Origin of the sequence: Pantoea sp. (assembly GCF_028283705.1) — a bacterium.
In the GTDB taxonomy this organism is placed as follows: Bacteria; Pseudomonadota; Gammaproteobacteria; order Enterobacterales; family Enterobacteriaceae; genus Pantoea.
This window is the reverse complement of record NZ_JAPWKD010000015.1, coordinates 357,629-371,276: the sequence shown is the minus strand read 5'-3', so window position 1 is coordinate 371,276 and position 13,648 is coordinate 357,629. Positions and strand designations below refer to the sequence as shown.

Sequence of the window (13,648 nt, the reverse complement as noted above, 5' to 3'; positions counted from 1 at the left end):
TTACCACAAAATCACATCTTTGCGGCATCAACCACCGCTTTGACAAAATCCTGCGGATCTTCTGCCGGTGGATTGTGTCCAATATTGCCGCTAAAGGTGCGATGTTCATATTTGCCGCTGAATTTGGCCCGATAAGCTGCCGGGGCCGGATGCGGCGCGCCGTTGTTATCCCCTTCAATGGTAATGGTCGGCACGCTGATGACCGGCAGAGTGGCCAGTTTTTTCTCATACGCCGCATATTGCGGTTCGCCTTTCTCCTGCCCGATACGCCAGCGGTAGTTGCTGACGGTGACGGCCACCTGGTCCGGATTATCCAGCGCCTGGGCGCTCTGGTTAAAGGTAGCATCGCTGAATTTCCAGCCCGGCGACGCCTGCTGCCAGATTAATTTGGCGAAATCATGGGTATTTTTCGCATAACCTTCACGGCCACGTTCAGTGGCGAAATAGAACTGATACCACCATTGCAGCTCGGCCTGCGGGGGCAGCGGTTTTTCACCAATCTGCTGGCTGCTGATCAAATAACCGCTAACGGAAACCAGGGATTTGACCCGCTCCGGCCACAGTGCCGCCACGATATCCGCCGTGCGTGCGCCCCAGTCAAAACCGGCAAACACCGCCTGTTTAATGCCCAGCGCATCCATCAGCGCCACCGTATCGGCAGCCAGCGCTGAGGGTTGTCCATTACGCGGCGTGCTGGCAGACAGAAAACGGGTAGAACCATAACCACGCAGATACGGCACGATAACGCGATAACCACGCGCCGCCAGTTGTGGCGCGACATGGTCGTAGCTGTTGATGTCGTAAGGCCAGCCGTGCAGCAGAATCACCGGCTGTCCATCGCGCGGACCGATATCAACATAGCCAACGTTCAGCACCCCGGCTTTCACCTGATGGATGGTGTGAAACGCCTGCGCATAATCGGCTTCGGTCGGGGTTGCCGCAGCGGCATGGGTGGCAGCAAACAGGGCAGTCGCGGTGATCAATGTAGCCAGCAAGGGTTTACGAAACATGGCGGTATCTCCAGAAATTTGATTGATGAGTGACAACGCCTACATAACACCATGCCGATGTATTGAGGTTGTTTCTGACAACCCGGTTTTTTGCCTCGCGATGTATTGGTGAGCGACGCAGATACAGTGCGATACAAAACGCCTGAGCCAGAGCGCGTTGCCGTAAAAAATGCGCGATAAATCGCGCCGCTACAATTTTCCCTTCGAACTGTGCGCGCGATCTCCTATCGCGGCAACATTATGAGATATATCTATTAACACGATATATCTAAATTTATTACAGCAGCGCTACCCTTGGTTTAATCTGAAAGAGAGAACATACCCATGCCACAGATCGACGAGTTGGTTCTGGAGCCACCTTTCAACGTGACGCGTGCCAGTCATGTTGTCCTGAACGTTCGCGACCTTGAGGTCAGCAAACAGTTCTATACCGACCTCATCGGGTTGGTGGTCAGTGACGAGGATGATTCCAGCGTGTATCTGCGCGGACTGGAAGAACGCGGCCATCACAGCCTGGTGTTAAAAAAATCGTCGGATGTTCACTGTGCTCGCATCGGTATGCGGGTGCGCAGCGATGACGATATCTACAAAGCGGAAGACTATTTTGCCTTACAGGGCCGGGAAACCGCCGTGGTAGAGCTGCCTTATCAGGGACTGACCCTGCATGTCACTGACAATGTCGGCGTGCCGCTGGAGTTCTGCGCGTCCATGGCACCTTGTGAGCGGATGCTGAAACAGTATCAGCATTACCGTGGTGCCAGCGCCCAGCGTCTTGATCATTATCAGCTCCAGACCAGCGATGTGCGCCAGGCCTGGTCGTTCTATCAGCCGCTGGGTTTTCGCGTCAGTGAATATACCTGGTCTCAGGTTGAGCAGGATCAGCATTTGTGGGGCGTCTGGCTGCAACGCAAGGGTAATCCGCACGATATCGTCTTTACCCAGGGGCCGGGGCCGCGCCTGCACCATTTCGCCTACACCCTGCCCGATACCAACGACATGATCCGTGCCTGCGATGTGGCCGGGGCTCTGGGGTACGCACCACAGCTCGAACGTGGTCCGGGCCGCCACGGCATCAGCGGCGCGTTGTTTGTCTACTTCCGCGATCCGGATGGACACCGTATCGAGCTGTTTAATACCCATTACCAGCACATCGATATTGAACCGGCCCTCGGCTGGAATCTGGCCGATCCCAAACGCGCCGATCAGTGGGGATTACCGGCGCAAAACAAATGGTTTACCGAAGCGACGCCCTTCGCCCACGTCCCGGTTATTCAGCCGGAAATCCCCGTCGATCCGCCTACGCTGGAGCGCTTTCTCGCCCTTGCCAATGATGGTTAGGCCTACCGGCCATACCCGGTAAACCCTGAGCACGTTATGAAATCAGCCATTGGGAGAAAGGATCGTGAGTACATTCATTCAAAATCCGCTGGTCAGAATTCTGGTCGCCTATGCGCTTGGCGTGATGGCGGCGATGACCGTCAGTGAAGCCGTCACCGAGTTAGGTTCCATCGCTAAAGAGTTCCAGGTATTTGAACACAGCCAGATCGGGCTGATTATGTCGCTGCCGTCATTGATGGTGGCGCTCGGCGCACTGCTGGCGGGCTACATCGTTGACCGAATCGGTGACCGGGTGGTGTTACTGGCAGGTGCGGTGGTGATTGTCGCAGGCGATATCTGCGTCGTCGCCGCCCCGGCCTTCAATCTGTTGCTGGCCGGACGCATCATCACCGGTATCGGCTATGTGTTAACCGCCGTGGCAGCGGTGACCCTGTTGATCCGCATCACCACCGGCAAGCAGCGCAATATGGCGATGGCGCTGTGGTCTACGTTTGTTCCCGCCAGTTTCCTGCTGCCGTTTCTCTCGGCGGGCCTCGCCGAACATTTTGGCAGCTGGCGTGCCGCCTTTGTGGCGCACTCGGCTCTCACCCTGGCGCTGGCGTTTGTCGCCACCGTGAGTCTGCCACGCCGTACCGCCGAGGAGAAAGCGCAGTTCTCCCGTACCCGGGGTTTACGTGCAGTGCTGAAAAGCCCGTTGATCTATCTGCTGGGCATTTCATTCGGTGCTGACGCCTTTTTGCAAACCGGCATTATCTCCACCCTCGCGCCTTATCTTGCCAAACGCTACAGCGTGCCGGTGCGGGAAGTGGCGCACTGGAACGTGGTGGCAATGGTGTGTAACGGCATCGGCTGCCTGATGGTCGGCGCGATGCTGAACCGGGGCGTGAAAGCCGCCGCAATTGGCGTGGTCGGCCTGATTCTCACCGGCGCGCCCGCTCTGGCGATCTACACCCTGCCGCTCGGCTTTATGGTTTCCATCGCCGCCTCGTGGGTGTTTATGTTTGGCAGTGGCCTGCTGGTGGGCATGTGGGCACTGGCCCCGGTGGTGGCACCCTCACGCGAAAGCATTGGGGCCACCAGTGGGCTGATCACCCAGCTGACGCTGGTCGGCGTGTTCTTAGGCCCACCGCTGTTTATCGCCGCGCAAAGCAGTGAAAACCCGCAGTCGCTGGCGATGCTGGTGATCGCCGGGCTGGTGGTGTGTCTGGCAGGGCTGCCGATCTGGCTGCGCGATGTGCATCGCCAAACCCATCACGATCTCAAAACCAACACCCTGAAAAGTCATAGTTGAACGCTGAATAACAAGAGGAAGTCATCATGTTGGATATCGTCATTATTGGTGCTGGCCCGGCCGGACTGGCAACCGCTCTGCGCCTGCATCAGCAGGGCTTTCGCCCCCGCCTGTTTGAAGCGGTAGCCGAGATTAAACCGCTGGGCGTCGGCGTTGATATCAAGCCGTACGCGGTAAAAGAAATCACCGAGCTGGGCCTGTACGACGCCTTTGTTGATATCTCGGTAGAAGCCAAAGAATCGATTTTTTACACCGGCTACGGTCAGCAAATCTTCGGCGAGCAGTGCGGCAAACATATGGGCTACGAATACGACCAGCGGTTTGTCCATCGCGGCCATCTGCAAATGATGCTGTACAAAGCGGTCCAGCAACGCCTGGGCGCTGACGCCATCACCCTCGGCTGTCGTTGCAGCCATTTCGAGCAGGATGATAGCGGCGTGACCGTCCATTTTGATACCCGCTTAAACCCCAATGCGCCGAACAGCGTGCGTGCCGATGTGGTGATTGGCGTGGATGGTATCCGTTCGGTGGTACGCAGCCAATTGTTGCCGGAATCCGCCCGCAGCCACTTCTCCGGTCTGACTCTGTATCGCGGCGTCACCGTGATGCCGCCGTTCAAAACCGGCGGCAGCATTCTGCACATCGGCGACCCGATTCGTCAGGGCACGCTGATCGTCTATCCGATTCAGAACAACGTCGATGGTCAGGGCAATCAGCTGGTGAACTGGGTGATTGAACAGGACGAGAAACCGCAAACCGAAGAAGACTGGAACCAGGAAACCGGCGTCAAAGAGATCGAACACGTGTTTGATGACTGCCAGCTCGATTTCCTCGATGTCAGCGCCATGATCCGCAACGCCCGCGAATGTTATCTGTTCCCCTTGATCGATCATGACCCATTGCCGCAATGGTCGTTTGGCCGCATCACCCTGCTCGGTGACGCCGCGCATGCCATGTATCCGCGCGGTGGCAACAGCGTTTGCCAGGCTTTTGTCGATGCGCGCGTGGTGGCGGAGAAACTCGCCAGCATCAGCGACCCGGTTGCCGCCTTGCAGGCTTACGAGCTGGAACGGCGCGAAAAAGTGAACTGGCTGGTGCTGGCGTCACGCGGCGAAGGCCCGGAAGTGGTACGCCGTATCGTCGAGGAGCGCAGCGGCGGTAAGCCGTTCGACGACATCGAAAAAATCTTTCCCCACGAAGAAGCCCTGTCGATTTTCAGCGAATACCACGCCAAAGCCGGTATGCGCATTCCGACAGAAAAAGAGACCGACCAACCGACGAAATACTCATCGGTTTTTGCCACCCATAAATAACTGTGACAGAAAGGAACTGACTATGAGCAAGATCATCGATGCCAATATGCACTGGCTGCCAGGCGAGCTGTTTTCTGACAAGAAGCTGCTGAATTCATTTCTCGACTGTGTGCCGAAACAATATGGCGTGCATACCCGCGTAGAGAAAATTGAAGGCAAAGAACTGAGCCAGCTGATTATCGAGCAGCCGAAAGGCTTCGTTAACCTGAACTACGCTGAAGGGCAATACACGCTGGAAAGCCAGCTGGCCGATATGGAAAAAGCCGGGGTTGATCACGCCATTTTCCGTCTGCCGGTGTGGCAGGAATGGCTGGACCTGGAGACCTGTAAAGAGGTCAACACCCGCATGGCCGAATACGTGCAACGCAGCGAGGGCCGCATGTCGGCGCTGGCGGTGGTGCCACCGTGGGGCACGGAAGATTGCCTGCGCGAAGTGGATCGTTGCCTGAATCAGCTGGGCTTCCGTGGCGCGCAGATCGTAGCTCACTACGGCCAGATTTACCTCGACGATGTGGCATTCCGTCCGTACCTGAAATTCCTCAATGATCTGAGCGTCCCGGTGGTGGTACACCACACGCCGCTGCCGGTGGATTTCAACTCGGTGCTGCCTTACACCAACCAGCGTCGTCAGTTTGGCCGCTGCATTGACCAGGCGACAGCGGTCGGCCGTGAGCTGTTCAGCGGCATGTTCGATGAGCTGCCGAACCTGCGCTTTATCCACTCAATGCTGGGCGGCGCGTTTTATGCCTTCGCCGATATGCTGGTTCCGCCGCAACATCAGTTCAACGATGCTGTCGATCGTTTCCAGACCGGCACCGGCAATCTGCGGGCGCAGCTCGGCAACAACATTTTCTTCGACACCTCCGGTGCGCCGCAATGGGGTAAAGCGCAGCTGGAGGCCGCGGTGAAAGTGATCGGCGGCAAAAATATCCTCTACGGCAGCTCCTATCCGATCCGTAAAGACTGGTTCTTCAAAGGCATTGAAACCATCGAAGGTCTGGATATCAGCGCTGAGGATAAAGCCAATATTCTGGGCGGCAACGCCGCGCGCATGTTTAACCTGGCATAACGCGCCACGGCGCTGCGTCAACGCCGTAAACCCTCCTGTGTCTTGAACACTGCTCAGCCACCATGCTGGGAGCGGCGGGCTTCTGCTCGCCGTATTTTTGCCAAAAGAAGGAGAAAACCCGTGGAACGACCGCAATTTATCCGTTTTTCGGCCCACCGGGGCCAGGTGCAGGGATATGGTTTGATCAGCGGTTCCGGTGTGATCGATCTTACGCCACGCTTTGGCGCACGCTGGCCAACGCTGGATGCGGTGATTGCCGACCAGGCGTTGGTGTACCTGGCGACTGAGGCGCAAAATCTGCCAGTGGATTACGCGCTGGCCGATATTCAGTACGAAGTGCCGCTGAGCCAGCCAGGTAAAATCCTGTGCATCGGCGTCAACTATCCCAACCGCAACGCGGAATATAAAGACGGGCAGACGGTACCGGATTATCCGTCGATGTTTGTGCGCTTCGCCGAATCACTGACCGGGCATCAGCAGCCGCTGCTGCGCCCCGCCGAGAGCGAGCAACTCGATTACGAAGGTGAAGTGGTGATCGTGATAGGCAAAGCCGGTCGCCGCATTGCTGAAAGTGAGGCGCTGAACCATATCGCCGCCATTACCGTCGGTAACGAAGGTACGGTGCGCGACTGGGTACGTCACAGCAAATTTAACGTGACCCAGGGTAAAAACTTCTATCGCACCGGAGCGATCGGCCCGTGGCTGGTACCGTTCAGCGATGCGGCACAGCTGGCCGATATCCGTTTAACCACCCATGTGAATGGCGAGCTACGTCAGGACGATCGTACCCGTCATATGACCTTCTCGTTTAGCTGGATCATCGCCTATATCTCCACCTTTATTCCGCTCAATCCCGGCGACATCATCTTTACCGGCACCCCCACCGGGGCCGGAGCGCGTTTTGATCCCCCCATCTGGCTGAAACCGGGCGATGTGATTGACGTGCATGCCGAAGGTATCGGCACCCTGCGCAACGTCGTTGAGGATGAGGTGTGATGATGCTGAGCCAGAGCGAATTATTAACCGCAGTGGCGGCGCTCGACCATGCCGAACGCAGCCGCAACCAGACCAGATTGCTATCGCTGCGCTTTCCGGCGATGACGCTGGACGATGCTTACGCGGTGCAACAGGCGTGGGTCCGGCAAAAGATTGAGGGGGGGCGCAAGGTGATTGGCTGGAAAATTGGCCTGACCTCGAAAGCGATGCAATACGCCCTGAATATCGACACCCCCGACTCCGGCGTGTTGTTCGACAATATGGTGTTTGACGATGGTGCCACCATTCCCGCCAATCGTTTTATTCAGCCGCGTATTGAAGCGGAGCTGGCCTTTGTACTCAAGGCACCGCTACAGGGACCGGATGTGGATGTCGAAGCGGTGCTGGCGGCGACTGCTTACGTGTTACCCGCGCTGGAAATTCTGGATACCCGCATTGTGCGCAGCGATGCCGCCAGTGGTAAAGCACGCACCATCGTCGATACCGTCTCCGACAACGCCGCCAATGCCGGTGTGGTACTGGGCAGCCAGCTATTTTCCCCGGAAAACGTCGATATGCGCTGGCTGGGAGCGATTGTGTCGCGTAACGCCACCGTTGAGGAAACCGGGCTGGGAGCTGGGGTGCTGAACCATCCGGCACGCGGCATTGCCTGGCTGGCAAACCGGCTGGCGCAGTATGGCGACCACCTCGCCGCCGGACAGATTGTGCTGGCCGGTTCCTTTATCCGCCCGATTGAAGCCCGTCATGGCGATACCATCCATGCTGACTATGGCCGTCATGGCTCAGTCAGCTGCTACTTTGCGTGAGGCAACGATGTCCGCACCGATCAATGGTTTTAAACAGGCCTTGCAACATAAACAGGCGCAGATTGGCCTGTGGCTGGCACTGGCCAGCCCCTACAGCGCCGAGATCTGCGGCGCTGCCGGTTTTGACTGGCTGCTGCTGGATGGCGAGCACGCCCCCAATGATGTGCCGTTGCTGATGAGCCAGCTCCAGGCGCTGGCGGCAGCACCGGCACATGCCGTGGTACGTGCACCGATGGATGCCCCCTGGCTGATAAAACAGCTGCTGGATATTGGCGCGCAGACGCTACTGATCCCGATGGTGGAGAGTGCAGAACAGGCGCAGGCGCTGGTGAAAGCGGTACGTTATCCGCCGCATGGCATGCGTGGTGTGGGTGTGGCGCTGGCACGGGCTTCGGCCTTTAACCGTACGCCGGATTATCTGACCACCGCCAATGCGCAGATTTGTCTGCTGGTGCAGGTTGAGAGCCGTGCAGGTCTGGCGCAGCTGGATGCAATTGCCGCTACTGAGGGTGTCGATGGGGTGTTTATTGGTCCGGCCGATCTGGCGGCAGATATGGGCTATCCGGGACAACCCGCCGCCGCTGAGGTACAGCAGGCGGTAGAAGCGGCGCTGGTGCGCATTCAGTCACATGGCAAGGCGGCGGGGATTCTGAGTGCCGATGCGAAACTTTGTGCGCGTTATCTGGAACTGGGTGCCACTTTTGTCGCGGTGGGCAGTGATGTCGGGCTGCTGGTGAAAGCGACCTCGGCACTGGCGGCGGATTTTCGTTAGCTGCACGGCCCTGTAGCGGCGCGATTTATCGCGCGCCTTTGACCTTTACGGTGGCAAAAAACGCACGATAAATCGTGCCGCTACGAAAACGTGCGATTATTTGCCCTGTCAGGCTGGCTGCCACACCACTTCCAGCGTTTCCCGCACCGCAGCCTCTTCCAGATGACGCACCAGAATATGTTGCATCTCAATCAGTTTTTCGTCATTCAGCGCGGTTAAAGTGACACGGAAGATGCCGTCCAGTGCTTCCATCCGCACCTCGCCCATACTCATGCGGAAGTGGCCGCTGTTTTCATCCATCACCACCGGCGTGCGATGCTGGAAATGGCTGCCGAGGCGGCGCAGAAAGCGCTCACCGTTGGGGGTGACAATATCGGCCACACATTTTGCCGCCGCGTCGCTGAGCATGGGTGCATTGAGCAGGGCTTCGATCTGGTTGGCCGCGACGTGGATAATCTCTCCAATACGCGTCACCACCTGCTCTGTTACCGGTTCCATTTTGGCGCGCAGGCTGAGTGCACGTTTCAAATGGTCCATCGCCTCCACAATCGCCTGCGGTGACTTGCCGTGCCCTTGCCCCTTCGGCACCACGCGCGCCACCAGCATATCAATCACGGTTTTATTGGCGCTGAGGAACGCGTTTCCTTCGTCGGTAATGCTGTAGCGTTTGCGTCCACCTTTCTCTAAATCGATTTCGGCGTAGCCGCGATCGTAGAGCCAGGTTAAGGCCGGGTAGAGCACGCCCGGGCTGGGTTTATAGGTGCCGCCCAGCCGTTCGTTGACTTCATGAATCAGTTCGTAACCATGGCTGGGCTGTTTGGCGATAATTGCCAGCAACAACAGACGTAATTCGCCATAATCAAAGGCACGCGCTCGGCGACCCGTTTTGCCACCCGCAGGTTGCGTGTCCAATTCGCTCTGTCCGACCATGTCTGCCCCCGCGCTGTTACCTGAATAACCACACAAATCTCACTGAATTTAAATATATCGAAATTTCCGATATAGTCCAGATGGATATGACTCACAGGCAATATAGAGAAAGCGGCGGGCAGATACAAATACTGCCCGCTATCAGGGGATTAGCGTGCCAGCACGGCAATAAAGTCGCACTGAATTAAGGTATTACCGCTGAAGTGCCCCTCCAGCGCGTGGCGCGCCGGACGTGAATGTGGCTGCGGGAAAACCTGTAGCCAGTAGCGGTTCACCACTTCGCGCTGGGTTTTATCCTGCATCCATAACGTGACCTTGATGACGTCTTCCATGCTGCCGCCTGCCGCACAGACGATACTCTCCATATGCCGGAACATCAGTGCACACTGCTCGCCCAAATCGGCGGGCACCTGCTGCGTCTGCGGGTCCCGGCCATAAATCACCCCGGAATACAGCATCGATCCCACCCGGCACGCAGCCGGGATCGGATTAGCATGGGGAAAAGCGTCGATATAAATGCTTTCGCGTGTAGCCATATTGCCTCCTGATTAATAATCATCATCCGCCATTTTCGCGCCAAAGCGATACACCAGACGCAGGCGCTCGGCGTGATAGTTGCCCGTCACCTCATTGGGTGAATGGACATAGTCAAACTCGAACTCCAGATGCAGGCGTGGCGTGACGTTGTAACCGAGAATCATAAAGGCCGCGTTGATATTCTCGGCAGGCAGCGGATAGTAAATGCCGCTGGAGTCTTCCAGTTCCAGCCGCGTCAGCCCAAACACTCCGAGGTACTTTTCGTCGTGGTACGCATAGCGTAAAGCAAAAGCCTTACCGGGCTGGTTGGTGGTGACCATAGAAACCAGCGGTTGCCCGCTTTCCAGCGGGGTGTGATCATAAATGCCGTAGCTATACGGGGCAAAGAAACCGCCGCTCAGGAAGGCATCCTCTTTGCGTGGCACGTAAGTCGCGGCGAAATAGAGATCGTGATTGCGCGTTTTCATGCCGATGCGCCCGGAATAGAGGTCGGTATCGATGTTGTGATAGGGATACGCCTGATCGCTGGCGTCCCATTCATGCAGATATTGCGCCCCCCAGTACGGCGTCCAGTTGCCAAACTTCAGCGCGGAGACCGGCAGTTGCACCCCGCCATAACCCAGCTGGGCGCGTTTATCGAAGTTGTAGTACCAGGCTTCGGCGAGGGTGTTCCACTGCTGTCCATAGCGCAGGCCCACGGTGGTGAAGCCGTTGCTATCCACCGATGGCATGCTGGTGTCTTCAATTTCAGGAGCACCGGCATCGCCTTTGCCAAACTCATCCGAACTTTCGGGTTTGAAACGATAAATGCGGTACGCATTCAGCCGGAAGTCACCCGTGTCATTCAGGGCATAGCTGCCGCCAAACCCTTCATACAGTGCCGGAATCATGGTCCAGCCTTCACCTTCATTGGCAAAGGGCGTGTCCAGTCCAATACGTCCGCCCTGGAGATCAAAGCCATATCCCTGATAGCGCAGGAAGGCCTTGCCCAGCACGGTCACGTCTTCGGATGGCAGATAGATCTCGGTCTTTTCCGCATCGTCATTATTCAGGCCGAAGTTATAGGCACCATAGACCCCCAATCCCACGCTAAATCCCGCCGCCTGCGGGCTGCGGTACTGGATATCCCCTCCGGCCGAGCTGGTGCGTTTATTGGGCAGAGTGCCGCTAAATTCTTTAAAGAAGGTCATGGTTTTGAGCTCGCCCGAGATATTGCCTTGTGTGAGCCAGTCGTTAAAGCTGTCGGAGTCCGATGCAGGTGATGCCTCCGCAAAGCAGTTACCGCAGAACAACGCCAGAGGCACTACGGTTAATGCAGCAATTTTGGTTTTTTTCTGAACATGCATTGCCTGATAACCTCGAATAATGTGTAGCGGCGCGATTTATCGCGCAGCGAAGCCGCCCGCGTCCCGTAAGGGAACGGTCAATTGACACTTGGGGTTACCCGGGCAAAACGACGTCACCCGGTACGACAGGAGTTCAGGCTTTGCAGCCTGAGATTACTTCTGCAACTGCGACAGCAATGCCTTGCCGTAGTCGTTGCCGTTAGGTATGCGGGTGATGGTGTGAATGTGGAAACGCGCCGGGTGTTCATTGGTCAGCCACATGCCACTGTGATGATCAAACTCCAGCATCACCACCGGGCTTTGCAGGCGGTAATAAAACACATCGTCATCACCGTGGCCGCCAATCCAGCTCCACCAGCTTTCCTCCAGATGATCTTCGATTTGGCGCAGACGCCAGGCTCGCGGGCCATCCGGCAGAAAATCGAGAAATACCGCCACCAGCGCCATCAGACTGGCGCGCTGTGCCGGGGTAAACTCCGCCACGCACACTCCTTCCAGCGGGATCACCCGGTTATCCTGAAACGCGCCACCAAGATGGCGCTGATCGGCAAAATTGAAGCGTTCGGCAGGCATCAATGGGTCTTCCATCAACGCATAAAGGGTGGCGCGTTGGCGCTGCCCGGCGCTGAGGGATTGCATCAGCGCGAGACCGAGCTGCTCCTCTTCACGGAACAGCACACAATCGCTGGCATCACCCCGTTCGATCACATTGGGTTCGACGCCAAAAAAGGTCGGCGCAATCACCAGTTGCCTGCCGCTGATAAAGCAACAAAATGCCACATGATGACCGTAAATCGACCAGCCCCACGGCTGCGTGGTCGAAGGGGTGCCGAACAGTAAAAAGTGGAAACTCCAGCGATTCATGATGTGGGTGAGATCGTAGAGTTCGCCGAGAAAATGGTTGGCATCCATCACATGCTGCACTTTGCGGAAACCGCGTGCGCTGGTGCAGCTTTGCAGTAATGACCAGAACGCCTCGCGGGTTGATGCGGCGGTTTCATCCAGCCGGACACCATAATCATTGAAGGGAATTTCCGGGTTGTACCAGGCACGCCACTGTTTGGCGTCGATGGCATAACTCACCTGCTGCTGTTGCGCGCTATCCAGCGTGGAAAATAATGCCTGTGCCGCCCTGACCGCCGCCTCCACCGCAAACCCTTCATCGCGCAGGGCAAACAGATCCGGCTGCACTTCACCATTGCTGGTGATGCCGCGAAAAGTTTCATCCAGCATTGCCTGCCAGTGCGCCCTGAGTTTTTGCGCTTTGTCAGTGGCCAGCATCCGCGCGCCATAGGTTTGCAGATCGACACCGCGCGCCAGCCCGATACGTTCGGCATCCGCAGGCATCAGGTAATCACGAAAGTTGTCACGGGTCATCATGCCTCCTGGCGGGTTTCGGCAACCACGGGATTCTCGATATGACCGAGGCCTGCAATCTCCAGCCGCATCACATCGCCGGGTTGTAAAAAGCGTCCGGTCGGCGCACCGATGCCGGAGGGCGTGCCAGTCGCCAGAATGTCGCCTGGCTCCAGCGTCATCACCGTCGAGAGATAGGCTATCTGGGCATAGATGTCGTAAATCATGTCCCCGCTGTCGGCATGCTGACGCAGCTCGCCATTCACAAACAACTTCATCTCCAGTTGCAGGGGATCGGGGATTTCATCGGCAGTGGTGATCCACGGCCCGATCGGGCCATGGGTATCGAAGGATTTACCCAGTGTAAAGGTCGGTGATTTATGCAACCAGTCACGCGCCGAGACATCGTTGACGATCAGATAACCGGCAATCACGCCTGCCGCCTCACTGGCTTTAACGTGACGGCAGCGTTTGCCGATCACCACGCCCAGTTCGATTTCGTAATCCACTTTGTCGCTGGCATCTGGCTTTACCACCGGTGCGAACGGCCCGTTGATGCAGGAAACCTGTTTGTTAAACCACAGCTGGCTTTGCGGAATCGGCATGCCTGCCTGACGCGCTTCTTCCGCATGTTTGCGGTAATTCATGCCAATGCCGAGAAATTTCTGCGCGTCCTGAATCGGCGCTTCCAGCTGTACCGCAGTTAAGGCAAAGGCCGGTGAACGTGCCGCTGCCAGTCGTGGGCGCAGCGGCGTTAATCCTGCCAGCAGCTGGCGCATGGAATCCCCCACGCCAGGCACGCCAGAGAGGTCTATTACCTGATCACCCACCACTTTGCCAATGCGGGTGCGGCCCTGTTCGGTAAAACGTACCAGTTTCATGCT

General features: G+C 57.2%; 12 protein-coding genes and 1 pseudogene. 7 read left to right on the top strand and 6 right to left on the bottom strand.

The annotated features are described in order from the left end of the window. Positions 1–11: 11 nt before the first annotated feature. On the bottom strand, positions 12–1,010 hold the full coding sequence (locus tag PW844_RS14480) for an alpha/beta hydrolase (RefSeq protein WP_299452884.1): 999 nt from the start codon (positions 1,008–1,010) through the stop codon (positions 12–14). Positions 1,011–1,334: 324 nt separating this feature from the next. On the opposite strand from PW844_RS14480, the gene hpaD reads away from it, so the two are divergent. From hpaD to hpaI, 7 genes and pseudogenes are all read left to right on the top strand, one after another. Continuing rightward, positions 1,335–2,348 (top strand): 3,4-dihydroxyphenylacetate 2,3-dioxygenase, encoded by a 1,014-nt coding sequence (gene hpaD, locus PW844_RS14475; RefSeq protein WP_299452882.1) that lies wholly within the window; start codon positions 1,335–1,337, stop codon positions 2,346–2,348. 64 nt (positions 2,349–2,412) lie between these two features. Continuing rightward, complete coding sequence (locus PW844_RS14470) at positions 2,413–3,639, top strand: nitrate/nitrite transporter (RefSeq protein WP_299452879.1); 1,227 nt, start codon at positions 2,413–2,415, stop codon at positions 3,637–3,639. Positions 3,640–3,665: 26 nt separating this feature from the next. Continuing rightward, positions 3,666–4,952 carry an FAD-dependent monooxygenase gene (locus tag PW844_RS14465; protein ID WP_299452876.1) on the top strand — a complete coding sequence of 429 codons (1,287 nt, stop codon included), beginning with the start codon at positions 3,666–3,668 and terminating at the stop codon, positions 4,950–4,952. Positions 4,953–4,974: 22 nt separating this feature from the next. Further along, positions 4,975–6,021, top strand: coding sequence for an amidohydrolase family protein (locus tag PW844_RS14460; protein ID WP_299452873.1), 1,047 nt, complete (start codon positions 4,975–4,977; stop codon positions 6,019–6,021). Positions 6,022–6,141: 120 nt separating this feature from the next. Next, positions 6,142–7,017, top strand: a complete 876-nt coding sequence (locus tag PW844_RS14455) for a fumarylacetoacetate hydrolase family protein (RefSeq protein ID WP_299452870.1) — start codon at positions 6,142–6,144, stop codon at positions 7,015–7,017. Positions 7,018–7,019: 2 nt separating this feature from the next. Continuing rightward, the gene (gene hpaH / locus PW844_RS14450) at positions 7,020–7,823 is read left to right on the top strand and encodes a 2-oxo-hept-4-ene-1,7-dioate hydratase (protein WP_299453201.1); all 804 of its coding nucleotides are present in this window, start codon (positions 7,020–7,022) and stop codon (positions 7,821–7,823) included. Positions 7,824–7,857: 34 nt separating this feature from the next. Further along, positions 7,858–8,595: pseudogene (hpaI, locus tag PW844_RS14445) on the top strand (4-hydroxy-2-oxoheptanedioate aldolase); the annotation flags it as partial. A 108-nt stretch (positions 8,596–8,703) separates the two neighbouring features. Here hpaI and PW844_RS14440 read toward each other — a convergent pair. The 5 genes from PW844_RS14440 to PW844_RS14420 all read right to left on the bottom strand — a co-directional run bounded on the left by PW844_RS14440 (position 8,704) and on the right by PW844_RS14420 (position 13,645). After that, positions 8,704–9,525, bottom strand: a complete 822-nt coding sequence (locus PW844_RS14440) for a DUF2218 domain-containing protein (protein ID WP_299452864.1) — start codon at positions 9,523–9,525, stop codon at positions 8,704–8,706. 149 nt (positions 9,526–9,674) lie between these two features. Further along, positions 9,675–10,061 carry a RidA family protein gene (locus PW844_RS14435; protein ID WP_299452861.1) on the bottom strand — a complete coding sequence of 129 codons (387 nt, stop codon included), beginning with the start codon at positions 10,059–10,061 and terminating at the stop codon, positions 9,675–9,677. A 12-nt stretch (positions 10,062–10,073) separates the two neighbouring features. Beyond that, positions 10,074–11,408, bottom strand: coding sequence for a hypothetical protein (locus PW844_RS14430; protein WP_299452858.1), 1,335 nt, complete (start codon positions 11,406–11,408; stop codon positions 10,074–10,076). Positions 11,409–11,561: 153 nt separating this feature from the next. Further along, positions 11,562–12,788: a DUF3500 domain-containing protein gene (locus tag PW844_RS14425; RefSeq protein WP_299452855.1), complete on the bottom strand. Its 1,227-nt coding sequence runs from the start codon at positions 12,786–12,788 to the stop codon at positions 11,562–11,564. After that, on the bottom strand, positions 12,785–13,645 hold the full coding sequence (locus PW844_RS14420; protein ID WP_299452852.1) for a fumarylacetoacetate hydrolase family protein: 861 nt from the start codon (positions 13,643–13,645) through the stop codon (positions 12,785–12,787). The genes PW844_RS14425 and PW844_RS14420 overlap by 4 nt, the downstream gene beginning before the upstream one ends. Positions 13,646–13,648: the final 3 nt, after the last annotated feature.